We start from the raw sequence: 14,821 nt of genomic DNA on the forward strand, positions 1-14,821 counted from the left end.
GGAGAGTAGGACGCCGCCGAACAATCATTGTGGGAAAGCCCCGCACCTCATGGTGCGGGGCTTTTCTGCGTTCACGGCCCCTTTCCAGCGGCCGGCCGGAACCGGCGGAAGGCCCCGCGCTCCGCTCAGAGCTTGCCGGCGGCCTTCAGCGCGAGATACGCGTCCGCCAGCGCGGGGGCCAAGGCGTCCGGGGTCGCGTCCACGACGGTGACGCCGTGGCGCTGGAGCTGTTCGGCGGTGCGGAGGCGCTGGGACTGGGTCTGGGTCGCGGCGGCCGCCTCGTAGACGCCCTCGATCGTGCCTCGGGTGCCGGCCATCCGGGCGACGTGCGGGTCGGACAGGGAGGCGACCAGGACGGTGTGGCGCTGGGTGAGCTGGGGGAGGACCGGGAGCAGGCCCTCTTCGACGGGGGCGGCGTCCAGGCCTGTGAGCAGGACGATGAGCGAGCGGCGCGGGGCGCGGGCCAGGGCGGTGGCCGCGAGGCCGCGGGCGTCGGTCTCGACGAGTTCGGGTTCGAGCGGGGCCAGGGCGTCGACCACGGCCGGCAGGACGTCGTTCGCGGAGCGGCCCTGGACCTGGGCGCGGAGGCGGCGGTCGTAGGCGAGGAGGTCGACGCGGTCGCCGGCGCGGGAGGCGAGGGCGGTGAGCAGGAGTGCCGCGTCCATCGCGGCGTCGAGGCGCGGGACGTCTCCGACGCGGCCGGCGGAGGTGCGGCCGGTGTCGAGGACGATGAGGATGTGGCGGTCGCGTTCGGGGCGCCAGGTGCGGACGGCGACGGTGGTCTGGCGGGCGGTGGCCCGCCAGTCGATGGAGCGGGTGTCGTCGCCGGGGACGTACTCGCGGAGGCTGTCGAACTCGGTGCCCTCGCCGCGGGTGAGGACGCTGGTGCGGCCGTCGAGTTCGCGGAGCCGGGCCAGGCGCGAGGGCAGGTGCTTGCGGCTGGTGAAGGGCGGCAGGACCCGCACGGCCCACGGGACCTCGTGGTTGCCCTGGCGGGCGGCGAGGCCGAGGGGGCCGAAGGAGCGGACGGTGACGCGCTCGGCGCGGCGGTCGCCGCGGCGGGTGGGGCGCAGGGCCGTGGTGATCCGGCGGCGTTCGCCGGCGGGGACCGTCAGCTTCTGGCGTGTGGGGTTCTGGGCGGCGCTCGGGGCCCAGGCGTCGCGGAGCTGGGCGCGAAGTCGGCGGCGGGACGGGTTGGTGACGGTCAGTCGGACTTCGGCCGCGTCACCCAGTCGAACAGTTGTGTCACCGGATCGGGTGAATTGGAGCTTTCGCACTGGCGCGGCCATCGCGTAGTCGCACAGAATTGCGAGTGTGAGTGGCGCGTTCACCGCGAGCATCCCCGTCCAGCTGGGCGCGAGGATGCCCACGGGGAGCGACCCGATGGCGGCGAGCAGGGCGGTTCGTCCGGTGAGGGCCATGGGGTGCCGTTCTCAGCGAGGTACGGGGACGTGGGCGAGGAGCGAGTTGAGGACGGCGTCGGGAGTGACTCCCTCCATCTCGGCCTCGGGCCGCAGTTGGACACGGTGCCGGAGGGTCGGCAGCGCCAGGGCCTTCACATCGTCCGGGGTGACGTAGTCCCGGCCGGTGAGCCAGGCCCAGGCGCGGGCCGTGGAGAGCAGGGCGGTGGCTCCTCGGGGGGAGACGCCGAGAGTGAGCGAGGGGGATTCACGCGTGGCACGGCAGATATCGACGACATAGCCGGCGATCTCGGCGGAGACCGCGACCTTGGCGACCGCTTCGCGGGCGGCCGCGAGTTCGGCGGGGCCGGCGACGGGGCGGACTCCGGCGGCCTTCAGGTCGCGCGGGTCGAAGCCCTGGGCATGCCGGGTGAGGACGCTGATCTCGTCCTCGCGTGAGGGCAGCGGGACCGTCAGCTTCAGCAGGAAGCGGTCGAGTTGGGCCTCGGGCAGCGGATAGGTGCCCTCGTACTCGACGGGGTTCTGGGTCGCGGCGACGAGGAAGGGCTCGGGCAGCGGGCGGGGAGTTCCGTCCACAGTGACCTGGCGCTCTTCCATGGCCTCCAGGAGTGAGGCCTGGGTCTTGGGGGGCGTCCGGTTGATCTCGTCGGCGAGCAGCAGGTTGGTGAAGACCGGGCCGGGCTGGAAGGAGAACTCCGCGGTCCGGGCGTCGTAGACGAGGGAGCCCGTCACGTCGCTCGGCATCAGGTCGGGGGTGAACTGGACGCGCTTGGTCTCGAGTTCGAGCGACGTGGCGAGGGCCCGCACCAGGAGGGTCTTGGCGACGCCGGGGACGCCCTCGAGCAGCACGTGGCCCTTGCAGAGCAGGGCGACGACGAGACCGGTGACGGCCGGGTCCTGGCCGACCACGGCCTTTCCGATCTCGGTGCGCAGGGCCTCCAGGGAGGCGCGGGCGCTGTCCGAGCTCGTCATGGTCTCGGGGGTCGGGGCGCTCATGAGGTGCGTACCTCTCTTTCGAGGGCGTCGAGTTGGTCCGCGAGGCGGACGAGGGCGGCGTCGTCGGCGGGAGCCGGGCCGAAGAGGAGGGTCCGGTGGACCGCCGCGGCGGTCGTGGGGATCCGTGCGGAGAGTGCGGGGAGGACCAGGTCGGGGGAGTGGGCGTCCTTGGCGGGGACGCCGAGGAGCGTGGCGATCCGGTCGCGGGTCGCGGTGCGCAGGACGGTGGCCGCGCGGTCGCGGGCGTCGGTCTTGCGGTAGAGGCGGGCGCGGCCCTCGGTCGCCTCGGAGGCGCGGATGGCGACGGGGAGGCGTTCGGGTACGAGGGGGCCGAGGCGGCGGGCGCGCCAGACGGCGGCGAGCACGGCGGCGACGGCGAGTTGGAGGGTGCCCCACAGCCAGCCGGAGGGGATCAGGTCGAGGAAGGCGGAGCCGGGGTCGTCGGTGGTCTCGGGGTCTGCGGGCACGTCGGTGAGTGAGGGGAGGTACCAGACGAGATGCGGTCGGGAGCCGAGGAGTTGCAGGGCGAGGGAGGCGTTGCCCTGTTGGGCGAGGCGCTTGTTGTAGAGGAGTTCGGGGGAGCCGACGAGGACCGTGTCGGCGCTGCCCGGGCCGGGGACGCGGACCAGGGTCGGCAGGCCGTCGGCGGGGTAGCAGGCGTCGGCGGTGGTGGCGCCGGTGCGGTAGCGCTCGCCGCCGAGGTCGGCCGTGCCGGCGCGGGTGGCGGCCGGCAGGGTGCAGCGGGGGCCGGGGGCGCGGGTGGCGACGGCGACGCTCAGGTCGGTGTCGATGCCGGGGGCGAGGGTGTCGAGGCTCGCGGCGCCGGCGCCGAGGAGGACGGTGCGGCCGGCCGAGCGGCTCATCGCCCCGTACAGCGTGGACTGCTGTTGCGGCGTCAGCAGGTCGGGGGTGGTGACGAGCAGGGTGGTGTCGTCGCCCGTGGCGGCGGTGGCGGCGGCCAGGGTGTCGTGGACGTCGACGGTGACGCCCCGGGTCTTGAGGAGTTCGGCGACGGCGCGGCTGCCGTAGGGGTCGGCGGAGCGCGGGTCGAGGCGGCCGCCGTGGTCGGAGGAGCGGACGGTGGCCAGGACGAGGCCGCCGATCAGGGCCAGAGCGAGGAGCAGCAGGGCGCCGCGGGCGCGGCTCCACAGCTGGCGCGGGGTGAGCGAGGTGGAGGTGGCGGAGCGGGTCTTCGGGGCGCGGTTCATCGGGGCGCCTCCGTGAAGCCGCCGGCGGTGCTCGTGGCGAGGACCGGCTTGGTCCGCTCCAGGGCGGTGTCCAGCTGCTCGATGCGCCGGTACGCGGGTTGGTCGGCGCTCCGGCCGCCGTATGTGACGTCGTCGAAGGCGCGGGCGGCGGCGCGCAGGGCGTCGGCGTGGACGGGGAGATGGCGGCCGGCTTCGGCGGCGGCCTCGTCGGCGGTGCGGCCGGGGCGGGGTTCGAGCAGGGTGCGTTCCTCGAGGGCGCGGACGATGGCGCGCATGCGTTCCTGGACGGCCTGGTTCCATTGGCCGGCGGAGGCGTGCCGGGCGGCGGCGGCCCGGTGTTCGGCGGCGGTGCGGGGACCGTCGTCGAAGAGGGAGTCGCCGCCGGCGGCGGGCGTAAGGCGGGGGGTGCCGAGGCGCCACCAGAGGGCGGCGACCAGGGCGAGCACGACGATGACGACGGCCACGAGGCCGATGACGCCGCCCGGGGTCGCGCCGGAGGCGGCGTCGAAGAGGCCGTCGACCCAGTCCCAGAAGCGGTCGAGGACGCGCTGGAGCAGGCTGGGATCGTTCTCGTGGTACATCGGCTTGGACAGTTCGCGCTCCGCCGCCTCCCGGGCGGGGACGCGCGGAATGTCGACCGGTGTGCCACCGGCCGTGCCCCCCGTGATCGTCACGCCATCAGCCTCCGTAGCCGTGGAGTCCGGCGGCGCGGGCCAGTTCGAGGTCGAGGGCCTCGCGGCGGATGCGCTGGTCGATGTAGAGGAGCACGGTCACACCGGAGGTCAGCGGGTAGGTGAGGGCGCTGGTGATGACGCCGCCGATGCCCATGATGATCAGGAAGGTCCAGCCGGTCTCCGGGACGCTGCCCTCCATGAAGGAGTCGAGGCCGCTGCCGGAGGCGGCCGTCGCCGCGATGACGAACGGGATGGCGACCAGCATCGTGAAGACGGCGACCATCACATTGGTGAGCAGGGTGATGCCGAAGATGCGCCACCAGGAGCCCTGGACCAGCTTCATGGACCGCTTCATCGCCTTGACGACGCCCTGGCGCTCCAGCATCAGGGCGGGGGAGGCGAGGGAGAGGGCGATCGTCAGCCAGACGACGGCGACGAAGGCGCAGAGGCCGCCCACGAAGGCCAGGGCGTCGCCGGCGCTGCCGCCGAGGAGCAGTCCGGGCAGGATGCCCACGAACATGATCGCGACGGAGGCGGCGATCACCAGGACGGTGATGCCGAGGAGCTGGAGCAGCCGAGAGCGGGCGTCCCGCCAGGCGTCGCCGAGGGTGACCGGGCGGCCGAGGACGGCCCGGCTCATGACGACGGTGAGCAGCGCGGAGCAGATCAGCCCGGCGGCGATCATGACGACGTACGAGGGGCCGGACTCGGCCAGCGCGTTCTTCAGGGACGCGACGCTCTGCGACAGGGCCTCGGCCGGGGTGGCGTCCGGGTCGATCGCCACGGGCTCCGGGGCCAGGAAGCGCACGCTGAGGATGTCCGCGAGCTGCGCGACGACCGCGACACTGAGGCTGATCGCGAGGACCGTCTGCCAGTAGCGGCGCATGGTCGTCGCGGCCCCGTCGAGGATGTCGCCGAGGGTCAGCGGGCGCAGCGGCAGCACACCGGGCTTGGCGGCCGGTGGCGGCCCCCAGTGTCCGTACGGGGGTGGCGCGCCCCAGCCGCCGCCGCTGTGGGCGCGGGCCGGGGTCTGCGGCGGGGCGTCGGCGCCGGGGGCGGTCGGCGACTGCCACTGGCCGGCGGGCGGCTGCTCCTTCGACCACTGGGGTGCGGAGCCGTTCGCATCGCCGGGCGAGGCGGGCCGGGGGATCCCCGAGCCGTCCTGGCCGTCGGAGGGAGCAGATCCGGGCGAGGTCCAGCCCGGAGTGTCGTTCACGGTCGTCCACCTCGAGGAATGGTCGCGGGGCCGGATCGGCGAACCGGCTCGGTCTCTGCGGCCGTACGCCTGTCCGGGCGGCGGGCCGGGAGCCATCGTGCCACGCGGGCCCCTCCTGCGGGCGGGGCCAGGGCGCACTCCTGCACCTTCCTTGCGGGAGGCGGCGGGGGCAGACTGTGCCGACGCCGCTTCGGGCGGGCGATTCGGGGGCGACGGGGGAACACATCGGGGAGGGTTCGGCGGCGATCACGGCGATGGCCGGAACCGTTCGCCTCGTCCGTACCGGAGGGCGCGGGGTACGGTGCTGGCCGGCCGCGTGGCCCCCGGAGCAGGCATCCGCCCGACACCGCAGGTCAGTGAGGTATCTCACCAGCCGCCTTGAGACTGATACGGAAATGGGATGATGTCGATATGAAGGGACGCGTTCTCGTCGTCGACGACGACACCGCACTGGCCGAGATGCTCGGCATCGTGCTGCGAGGTGAAGGGTTCGAGCCGTCGTTCGTCGCGGACGGCGACAAGGCGCTCGCGGCCTTTCGCGAGGCCAAGCCGGATCTGGTGCTGCTCGATCTGATGCTGCCCGGGCGGGACGGGATCGAGGTGTGCCGGCTGATCCGGGCCGAGTCCGGGGTGCCGATCGTGATGCTCACGGCCAAGAGCGACACCGTCGACGTCGTCGTCGGGCTCGAGTCGGGCGCCGACGACTACATCGTGAAGCCGTTCAAGCCGAAGGAGCTCGTCGCCCGGATCCGGGCGCGGCTGCGGAGGTCGGAGGAGCCGGCGCCCGAGCAGCTGGCCATCGGGGATCTGGTCATCGACGTGGCCGGGCACTCCGTGAAGCGGGACGGGCAGTCCATCGCCCTGACGCCGCTGGAGTTCGACCTGCTCGTCGCCCTCGCCCGCAAGCCGTGGCAGGTGTTCACGCGTGAGGTGCTCCTGGAGCAGGTCTGGGGCTACCGGCACGCCGCCGACACCCGTCTGGTGAACGTGCACGTCCAGCGGCTGCGCTCGAAGGTCGAGAAGGACCCCGAGCGCCCGGAGATCGTGGTGACCGTCCGCGGTGTCGGTTACAAGGCGGGACCGAGCTGACATGAGCGCAGGCAGTGCTGCTCCGAAGCCCGGGGACCCGGGAGTCCGTACGGGGCGGGCTGCCGGACCGGGACGGGGGGGTCCGCGTTTCGGCCGTCTGCTCCAGGACGGCGCCCCCGGCGGGCCGGTGTTCCGGCTCGTGATGCGCTGGGTGCGGCGCCCCCTGCTCCCCGCCGTACGCCTGTGGCGGCGCAATCTGCAGGTGCGGGTCGTCGCGGGCACCCTGCTCATGTCCCTCGGGGTGGTGCTGCTGCTCGGCCTGGTCGTCATCGGCCAGGTGCGCAACGGGCTGCTCGACGCCAAGGAGAGGGCGGCGCAGAGCCAGGCGGCCGGCGGGTTCTCCGCCGCGCAGGACCGGGCCGCGACCACGCCCTCCCAGCCGGGCGACCAGGACGGCGGCCGGGCCGGCGCGTCCGTGAACTGGCGCTCGACCCTCGTCGAGCAGCTCGCCAGCGGCGGCCAGAGCGCCTACAACGTGGTCGCGCTGTCCCTGGAGACCGGCAACACCGCCAGCCGCGGCGCCCGCGCCTCCGGTGAGGTCGACCCGACCACGAGCATCCCCGCCGACCTGCGGCACAACGTCGCGCAGGGCACCGGCACCTTCCAGAAGTTCGCCCGCATCCACTACACCAGCGGCAAGTCCTCCGAGGCCGGCCTGGTGATCGGCAAGCGGCTCAACGACGCCGACGGCACCCCGTACGAGCTGTACTACCTCTTCCCGCTCACCCAGGAGGGCGACTCCCTCGCCCTGGTCAAGGGCACCCTGGCGACCGCCGGGCTGTTCGTCGTCGTGCTGCTCGGCGCCATCGCGTGGCTGGTGGTGCGGCAGGTCGTCACGCCCGTGCGGATGGCCGCCGGGGTGGCCGAGCGGCTGTCGGCCAGTGGGCTCCAGGAGCGGATGAAGGTCACCGGCGAGGACGACATCGCGCGCCTCGGCGAGGCCTTCAACAAGATGGCGCAGAACCTCCAGCTCAAGATCCAGCAGCTGGAGGAGCTGTCCCGGATGCAGCGGCGCTTCGTCTCCGACGTGTCGCACGAGCTGCGCACCCCGCTGACGACGGTACGGATGGCGGCCGACGTCATCCACGACGCGCGCGCCGACTTCGACCCGGTGACCGCGCGCTCCGCCGAGCTCCTCGGCGACCAGCTCGACCGTTTCGAGTCGCTGCTCTCCGACCTCCTGGAGATCAGCCGCTTCGACGCGGGCGCGGCGGCCCTGGAAGCGGCGCCGATAGATCTGCGCGAGGTGGTGCGGCGGGTCATCGGCGGCGCCGAGCCGCTGGCCGAGCGCAAGGGCTGCCGGATCGTCGTCACCGGCGACGAGCAGCCGGTGGTCGCCGAGGCGGACGCCCGCCGGGTCGAGCGGGTGCTGCGCAATCTGGTCGTGAACGCCGTCGAGCACGGCGAGGGCCGGGACGTCGTCGTGAAGCTGGCCGCGGCCGGCGGGGCCGTCGCGGTCGCCGTGCGCGACTACGGCGTGGGCCTCAAGCCGGGCGAGGCGACCCGGGTGTTCAACCGCTTCTGGCGGGCCGACCCGGCCCGCGCCCGGACCACCGGCGGTACGGGCCTGGGCCTGTCGATCGCGGTGGAGGACGCCCGGCTGCACGGCGGCTGGCTCCAGGCGTGGGGCGAGGCGGGCGGCGGCTCGCAGTTCCGGCTCACCCTGCCGCGCACCGCGGACGAGCCGCTGCGCGGCTCCCCGATCCCGCTGGAGCCGGAGGACTCGCGGCGCAACCGCGAGCAGGCCGCGCTCGACGCCGGGGCGCCGGGCGCGGCGGGCGGTGCCCCGAAGCCCGGCGGCACGGCCACGGGCGGCGGTTCGGCGGCCGGGGCGCGGCTTCCGGCGGTACCGGTGCAGTCCGCCGGGGACCGCCCGGGCCTGCCCGTACCGCCGCGGCTGCCCGCCGTGCCGCGGGCGACGGCCGATCCGACGGCCCTGCCGGGCAGCGGCGCCCGGGTGGTGGCCCGGTCCGCCGACGGCACGGAGGACACCGGGGACGGCCTGGGTGGTGAGGCGATGGCGTCGACGCGCGCCGAGCGGGAGGACGGAACTGGTGGGCGCTGACCTACGAGGGAAGCGGGAGACCCTGGGGCGGGGAAGGCCGGTGCGGGGCGCGGTCCTGGCGGCGTGTGGTTCGCTGCTCGTGGCCGGCTGCGCGACCATGCCCGACAGCGGTGACGTCCAGCCCGTGAAGGCCTCCAACCCGGGCGACTCGCAGGTGCGGGTGTACGCGGTGGCGCCGCGCGAGAACGCCGATCCGGCCGAGATCGTCGACGGCTTCCTGGAGGCCATGACGAGTGACGACCCCGGCTTCGCCACGGCGCGGAAGTACCTGACGAAGCAGGCCGCGCGCAGTTGGAAGCCGGAGGAGAACATCGCCGTGCTCACCAACGCGCCCGGCCGCGACCCGGCGGTGCGGCTCGCCGACCCGGAGAGCACGGGGCGGACCTTCCCGCTGTCCGGACGGCAGATCGCGACGGTCGACGCGAGCCACGCCTACCAGCCGAAGGCGCCCGCCGAGTACGCCGACTCGATCCACGTGGTGCAGCAGCTCGCGGCGGACGGCAAGACCAGGGAATGGCGCATCGACAAGCTGCCCAAGGGCCTGGTGCTCGGCGAGGCGGACTTCCTGCGCAACTACCGCTCGGTCAACAAGTACTACTTCGCCTCCGGCGAGAACTGGGTCGTCGCCGACCCCGTCTACATCCGGCAGCGCCAGGACCCGGTCACCCGCATGGACCCGGTCGCGCAGACCGTGAAGGCGCTCCTGGAGGGCCCGACCGGCTGGCTGAACCCGGCCGTCGACACCCGCTTCCCGTCCGGCACGCAGCTGCGCGAGGGCGTCACCACCCTGGCCACGGACGACCAGTCCACCCTGAAGGTGCCGCTCAACAAGAAGGCCGACCACGTCGGCGCGGCCGCCTGCAAGGGCATGGCGGCGCAGCTGCTGTTCACGCTGCGCGACCTGACCTCGGTACGGGTCGAGCAGGTGGAGATCCAGGGCAGCGGGGGCAACCGGCTGTGCCTGCTCGGCAAGGGGCAGGCGATCGACGAGTACTCGCCGGTCCGCAATCCCGGCGGCGGCGAGAACCCCTACTTCGTCGACGAGCACGGCAAGCTGATGATGCTGTCGGTCGACGGGCAGCGGCCCGACAAGCCGACCGAGGTGACCGGCCCCTTCGGGAAGGGCACGCTTCCGCTGCGGTCCGTGGGTGTGGATCGCGAGGAGAGTTACGCGGCGGGTGTCGTCCAGGACGGGCGCGAGCTGCGCGTCGGCTCGCTCACCACCGACGAGGAGCTGCCCGCGCCCGTCGTCACCAGCACCGCCGCCCAGCCCGACAACCGCCTGTCCGCGCCCAGCTGGGACGGCCGCGGCGACCTGTGGGTCGCCGACCGCAACCCGCTCAAGCCGCGCCTGTGGATGGTGCCGGGCGGCCGGGGCGAGCGGATCGAGGTCGCGACGCCGTGGCTGCGGGACGGCGCGCGCATCGAGTCGCTGCGGGTCTCCGCCGACGGGGTGCGCATCGCGCTGCTCGTCACCCAGGACAAGCGGACCACCCTGCAGATCGGGCGGGTCGAGCGGACCTTCGACGACGGCGTGCAGTCGGTCGCCGTGACGGACCTGGAGAACGCGGCGCCGCGCCTGGAGTCGGTCACCTCCGTCTCCTGGGCCGGGCCGAGCCGGCTCGTCGTGGTCGGTACGGAGGCCGGCGGGGTGCAGCAGGTGCGGTACGTGCAGACGGACGGCTCGACCTCGGCGAGCTCGGTCCTGCCGGGCCTCAACGGCGTCGAGGCGGTGGCCGCGCCGCACGGCGAGCAGGCGCCGGTGGTCGCCGACTCCGGCAACGACGGCATCGTGCGGCTGGTCCCGGGCGCGAACTGGCAGCCGGTGGTGAAGGAGGGCGGCTACCCGGTCTACCCGGGCTGAGCCCCCCTCCAGGCACCGCTGCGACCCCTGGGCCCGGGCCTCGGCGCCAGGCCGTCCGGCCCCGCCCCTCCGGGCCGTTCGGGCCCCGTCCGCGTCCTGCGGACGGGGCCCTTTCTCCTTTCCTCTCGGGTTGTCCACAGGGGGTTTTCCACAGGGGTGGCCGGAGCCGCCGGGCAGGAGGACAGTGGAGCCATGCGGGGGTGGTGGCGAGAGATTGCCGGGCTGGTGCTGCCGGGCTCCTGCGGAGGCTGCGGGAGACCCCGTACGGCGCTGTGCCCGCCGTGCGCGGTCGAACTCACCGGCGGTGCTCCCCGTCGGGTACGGCCGGCGCCGGAGCCGCCGGGGCTGCCGGCGGTGTTCGCGGCGGCCGCCTACGAGGGCGCGACGCGGGCCGTGCTGCTCGCGCACAAGGAGCGCGGCGCGCTGCCGCTCGCCGTGCCCCTGGGCGTGGCGCTCGCGGGGGCCGTGACGGCCGCTGTCGGGGGCCGGGGCGGGCCCGGGGGCGGTGCGCTGCTCCTCGTACCGGTGCCGTCCTCGCGGCGCTCGGTGCGGGCGCGTGGCCATGATCCGACCCGGCGGATCGCCCTGGCCGCGGCGGGCCGGCTGCGGCGTACGGGACGGGCGGCGCGGGTCCTGCCGGTGCTGCGGCAGCGGCGGGAGGTGGCCGACCAGTCCGGGCTCGGTGCGCGCGGGCGGCGGGCGAACCTGGCCGGGGCGCTCGAGGTGGCGGCGTCCGGAGTGCGGCCGCTCGGCGAGGCCGTGCGGGCGGGCGCGCGGGTGGTCCTCGTGGACGACCTGATGACCACCGGGGCCTCGCTCGCGGAGGCGGCGCGGGCGCTCGCGGCGGCCGGGCACGGGCACCGCTCCGTACACCGTCCGTTCATGTTTCCGGGATTACCGGACAGGCCGAAGGGAGGCGCGGCAGGAGGAGCCGAGGAAGGGCAATTCGAACAGGCCGCGGCGGCGGTAGTCGCATCTTCTCCGTCCTCGTTCGAAATAAACCGGAACTGACGGGGAAGTTGCATCGTTGCAGGTGGTGAGAGGTGAATGCACCCGAACGGAGGTAACCCGCTCCAGCGGGTGCCGACACCCGTCCGAACGAGCTATGTTCGGTTGTGAGGAATGGCGAATGCCACACCTCATCGAATGCACGGGTGCGCCTACAGGACAGGAGTTCAAGGCGAATTAACCTCTGGTTGATGGGGTGGGGAGCTTGTCGACTGGGGAGGAGGAGGTCAGGTCGCCAAGTCCGAGGTTCCGGTAATCGCCGGGGCCTGGTGCAAAGGGATGTAGCCCGCCGGGCCAAGGAGCCGGGACGGGCAATCCGGGAACGGAGTTCTGCGTGGACATCGTCGTCAAGGGCCGCAAGACCGAGGTGCCCGAGCGGTTCCGGAAGCACGTGGCCGAGAAGCTGAAGCTGGAGAAGATCCAGAAGCTCGACGGCAAGGTGATCAGCCTCGACGTCGAGGTGTCCAAGGAGCACAACCCGCGGCAGGCCGACAGGTCGGACCGCGTGGAGATCACCCTCCACTCCCGAGGCCCGGTGATCCGGGCGGAAGCGGCAGCAGGCGACCCGTACGCAGCGCTCGACCTCGCCAGCGACAAGCTGGAGGCCCGACTGCGCAAGCAGCACGACAAGCGGTTCACCCGCCGCGGCGCCGGCCGGCTGTCGGCGGCCGAGGTCGGTGACGTGGTGCACGGCGCCGCCGAGCTCAACGGCAGCGGCGAGCTGGTCGCCGATGAGTCCGAGAACGTGCCCACCACGATGATGGGTTCGATCCAGGTCCAGGGCGAAGGGCCGCTGGTGGTCAGGGAGAAGACCCACAGTGCCGCCCCCATGAGCCTCGACCAGGCGCTCTACGAGATGGAGCTGGTCGGGCACGACTTCTATCTCTTCGTCGACTCCGACACGAAGCAGCCCAGTGTCGTCTACCGGCGACACGCCTACGACTACGGCGTCATCCACCTCGAGAGCGACCCGCTCGCCGAGGGCGGCGGCGCGGGCGGCGCGCTCGGCGGCTGATCGCCCCGGGCCGCGCGCCCCGGCCGCGGACGGACCATGACCCCGGTGCCCCTGGAGCGCTCCGCGCGCTCCCAGGGGCACCCCTGTGCGCCCGCGTGCGCCCACGGGATCACCGCACGGGGGCCGCGGCATGAAAGCATGGGCCGCACGCCAACCGGTGCTCCCCGAGCAGCGGTTGGGGACCGAAAGCGAACCAGTACATGACTTCAGGCCACGGCCTTCATGGGGGAGGAACGATGGCGGACAGCTTCGGGCCGGTGCACGGCGGGCGAACGCTCGACCAGCCGGTGAACCCGGAGGGAATGGATTCGGCCAACGGGGCGTCACGCGACGAGCCGATCCGGGTCCTCGTCGTGGACGATCACGCCCTTTTCCGCCGCGGTCTGGAGATCGTTCTCGCGCAGGAAGAGGACATCCAGGTCGTCGGCGAGGCGGGGGACGGCGCGGAAGCCGTCGACAAGGCGGCCGATCTCCTGCCCGACATCGTCCTGATGGACGTCCGCATGCCCAAGCGGGGCGGAATCGAGGCGTGCACCTCCATCAAGGAGGTCGCCCCCAGCGCGAAGATCATCATGCTGACGATCAGCGACGAGGAGGCCGACCTCTACGACGCGATCAAGGCGGGCGCCACCGGCTATCTCCTCAAGGAGATCTCCACCGACGAGGTCGCCACCGCGATCCGCGCCGTCGCCGACGGGCAGTCGCAGATCAGCCCCTCGATGGCCTCGAAGCTGCTCACCGAGTTCAAGTCGATGATCCAGCGCACCGACGAGCGCCGGCTCGTGCCCGCGCCGCGCCTGACCGACCGCGAGCTGGAGGTCCTCAAGCTCGTCGCCACCGGGATGAACAACCGGGACATCGCCAAGGAGTTGTTCATCTCCGAGAACACCGTGAAGAACCACGTCCGCAACATCCTGGAGAAGCTGCAGCTGCACTCCCGGATGGAGGCCGTGGTCTACGCGATGCGGGAGAAGATCCTCGAGATCCGCTGAGGCCCGCCGGAGACCTGCCCCACAGCGCGTGCCCCACGACCTACCCCAGGGCCTTCACCAGCGCCGGGGCCAGCTCGGGCGCGTCGACCCGCTCCACCGCGACCGCGTCGCAGCCGACCCACTCCGCGGCCTCGCGCAGCGCCTGTGCCACCGCCGGGACCGCCTTGGGGCCGTCCAGGGTGACCTGCCGGGCGACCAGCGTGCGCCCGTCCCGCGCCGGGTCCACCCGGCCCACCAGGCGGCCGCCGGCCAGGACCGGCATCGCGAAGTACCCGTACACCCGCTTCTGCTTCGGCACGTACGCCTCCAGGCGGTGCGTGAAGCCGAAGATGCGCTCGGTGCGCGGCCGCTCCCAGATCAGCGAGTCGAACGGCGACAGCAGCGTCGTGCGGTGCCGGCCGCGCGGCTCGGTCGCGAGCGCCGCCGGATCGGCCCAGGCCGGCTTGCCCCAGCCCGCGACCGTCACCGGCACCAGACCCGAGTCCGCCACCACCGCGTCGAAGGCCTCGCCCTTGATCCGGTGGTAGTCGGCGAGGTCCGCCCGGGTGCCCACTCCGAGCGCCTCGCCCGCCTGCCGGACCAGCCGGCGCAGACACTCCGTGTCGTCCAGGTCGTCGTGCAGCAGCGCGTCCGGCACGGCGCGCTCCGCCAGGTCGTACACCCGCTTCCAGCCGCGCCGCTCGGTCACGACCACCTCGCCGAACATCAGTGCCCGCTCGACGGCGATCTTCGAGTCCGACCAGTCCCACCACTCGCCCTTGTTCTTGGCGCCGCCGAGCTCGGTCGCGGTCTGCGGTCCCTCGGCCTTCAGCTGGGAGATCACCGCCTGGTAGGCGTCGTCCGAGAGCTCGTGGTTCCAGTGCGGGCGGTCGCGGTAGGCACGGCGGCGGAAGGCGAAGTGCGGCCACTCCTCGATCGGCAGGATGCAGGCGGCGTGCGACCAGTACTCGAAGGCGTGGCCGTCGGTCCAGTACGCCTCCTCGACGGTGCGGCGGCCGACCGCGCCCAGGCGCGCGTACGGAATCAGCTCGTGCGAGCGGGCAAGCACCGAGATCGTGTCCAGCTGGACCTGTCCCAGGTGGCGCAGCACGCCCCGCACCCCGGCCCGGCGGTCGGGGGCGCCGAGGAACCCCTGGGCCCGCAGGGCGATCCGGCGGGCTTCGTCGGCGGACAGTTCGGCGGCGGGGCGCGGGGCGGTCGTCATGCTCCGACCCTAGGGCCCGGCACTGACAGCAGTGCTCAGTGCTCAGTGCTCAGTGCTCAGTGCTCAGAG

At 73.4% G+C, this 14,821-nt stretch carries 12 protein-coding genes; 6 read left to right on the forward strand and 6 right to left on the reverse strand.

Annotation, left to right across the window (positions count from 1 at the left end; translation table 11 throughout):
• Positions 1-125 precede the first annotated feature (125 nt).
• From KV205_RS30575 to KV205_RS30595, 5 genes are read right to left on the reverse strand one after another with little or no spacing between them, the layout of a single operon-like run.
• The gene (locus tag KV205_RS30575; RefSeq protein WP_265868014.1) at positions 126-1,421 is read right to left on the reverse strand and encodes a DUF58 domain-containing protein; all 1,296 of its coding nucleotides are present in this window, start codon (positions 1,419-1,421) and stop codon (positions 126-128) included.
• Between the two features lie 12 nt (positions 1,422-1,433).
• Positions 1,434-2,417: a MoxR family ATPase gene (locus KV205_RS30580; protein WP_265868015.1), complete on the reverse strand. Its 984-nt coding sequence runs from the start codon at positions 2,415-2,417 to the stop codon at positions 1,434-1,436.
• The gene (locus KV205_RS30585; protein ID WP_265868016.1) at positions 2,414-3,625 is read right to left on the reverse strand and encodes a DUF4350 domain-containing protein; all 1,212 of its coding nucleotides are present in this window, start codon (positions 3,623-3,625) and stop codon (positions 2,414-2,416) included. The genes KV205_RS30580 and KV205_RS30585 overlap by 4 nt, the downstream gene beginning before the upstream one ends.
• Complete coding sequence (locus KV205_RS30590) at positions 3,622-4,299, reverse strand: DUF4129 domain-containing protein (RefSeq protein WP_265868018.1); 678 nt, start codon at positions 4,297-4,299, stop codon at positions 3,622-3,624. Before KV205_RS30590 ends, KV205_RS30585 begins: the two co-directional genes overlap by 4 nt.
• A 4-nt stretch (positions 4,300-4,303) precedes the next feature.
• Positions 4,304-5,515 (reverse strand): hypothetical protein, encoded by a 1,212-nt coding sequence (locus KV205_RS30595; RefSeq protein ID WP_265868019.1) that lies wholly within the window; start codon positions 5,513-5,515, stop codon positions 4,304-4,306.
• A 411-nt stretch (positions 5,516-5,926) separates the two neighbouring features.
• Here KV205_RS30595 and mtrA point away from each other — a divergent pair, with 411 nt between their 5' ends.
• The 6 genes from mtrA to KV205_RS30625 all read left to right on the forward strand — a co-directional run bounded on the left by mtrA (position 5,927) and on the right by KV205_RS30625 (position 13,548).
• On the forward strand, positions 5,927-6,604 hold the full coding sequence (gene mtrA / locus KV205_RS30600; RefSeq protein WP_009333493.1) for a two-component system response regulator MtrA: 678 nt from the start codon (positions 5,927-5,929) through the stop codon (positions 6,602-6,604).
• 1 nt (position 6,605) lies between these two features.
• Complete coding sequence (gene mtrB / locus KV205_RS30605; protein WP_265868027.1) at positions 6,606-8,669, forward strand: MtrAB system histidine kinase MtrB; 2,064 nt, start codon at positions 6,606-6,608, stop codon at positions 8,667-8,669.
• A 97-nt stretch (positions 8,670-8,766) separates the two neighbouring features.
• A complete protein-coding gene (locus tag KV205_RS30610; protein ID WP_265868118.1) occupies positions 8,767-10,533 on the forward strand; it encodes an LpqB family beta-propeller domain-containing protein in 1,767 nt (588 codons plus the stop codon).
• A gap of 192 nt (positions 10,534-10,725) precedes the next feature.
• A complete protein-coding gene (locus KV205_RS30615; RefSeq protein ID WP_265868028.1) occupies positions 10,726-11,544 on the forward strand; it encodes a ComF family protein in 819 nt (272 codons plus the stop codon).
• Positions 11,545-11,875: 331 nt separating this feature from the next.
• Positions 11,876-12,556 carry a ribosome hibernation-promoting factor, HPF/YfiA family gene (gene hpf / locus KV205_RS30620; RefSeq protein ID WP_265868031.1) on the forward strand — a complete coding sequence of 227 codons (681 nt, stop codon included), beginning with the start codon at positions 11,876-11,878 and terminating at the stop codon, positions 12,554-12,556.
• 236 nt (positions 12,557-12,792) lie between these two features.
• On the forward strand, positions 12,793-13,548 hold the full coding sequence (locus KV205_RS30625) for a response regulator transcription factor (protein ID WP_265868032.1): 756 nt from the start codon (positions 12,793-12,795) through the stop codon (positions 13,546-13,548).
• A gap of 40 nt (positions 13,549-13,588) precedes the next feature.
• Here the strand turns inward: KV205_RS30625 and KV205_RS30630 are convergent, their stop codons facing one another.
• Positions 13,589-14,752 (reverse strand): winged helix-turn-helix domain-containing protein, encoded by a 1,164-nt coding sequence (locus KV205_RS30630; protein WP_265868033.1) that lies wholly within the window; start codon positions 14,750-14,752, stop codon positions 13,589-13,591.
• Positions 14,753-14,821 lie beyond the last annotated feature (69 nt).

The organism is Streptomyces sp. SKN60 (genome assembly GCF_026236535.1).
In the GTDB taxonomy this organism is placed as follows: Bacteria; Actinomycetota; Actinomycetes; order Streptomycetales; family Streptomycetaceae; genus Streptomyces.

What these genes read in the sequence shown, in the direction of transcription:
- KV205_RS30575 (WP_265868014.1), bottom strand. Translation starts at nt 1,421, where the DNA reads ATGGCCCTCACCGGACGAACCGCCCTGCTCGCCGCCATCGGGTCGCTC.
- KV205_RS30580 (WP_265868015.1), bottom strand. Translation starts at nt 2,417, where the DNA reads ATGAGCGCCCCGACCCCCGAGACCATGACGAGCTCGGACAGCGCCCGC.
- KV205_RS30585 (WP_265868016.1), bottom strand. Translation starts at nt 3,625, where the DNA reads ATGAACCGCGCCCCGAAGACCCGCTCCGCCACCTCCACCTCGCTCACC.
- mtrA (WP_009333493.1), top strand. Translation starts at nt 5,927, where the DNA reads ATGAAGGGACGCGTTCTCGTCGTCGACGACGACACCGCACTGGCCGAG.
- mtrB (WP_265868027.1), top strand. Translation starts at nt 6,606, where the DNA reads ATGAGCGCAGGCAGTGCTGCTCCGAAGCCCGGGGACCCGGGAGTCCGT.
- KV205_RS30610 (WP_265868118.1), top strand. Translation starts at nt 8,767, where the DNA reads ATGCCCGACAGCGGTGACGTCCAGCCCGTGAAGGCCTCCAACCCGGGC.
- KV205_RS30615 (WP_265868028.1), top strand. Translation starts at nt 10,726, where the DNA reads ATGCGGGGGTGGTGGCGAGAGATTGCCGGGCTGGTGCTGCCGGGCTCC.
- KV205_RS30625 (WP_265868032.1), top strand. Translation starts at nt 12,793, where the DNA reads ATGGCGGACAGCTTCGGGCCGGTGCACGGCGGGCGAACGCTCGACCAG.
- KV205_RS30630 (WP_265868033.1), bottom strand. Translation starts at nt 14,752, where the DNA reads ATGACGACCGCCCCGCGCCCCGCCGCCGAACTGTCCGCCGACGAAGCC.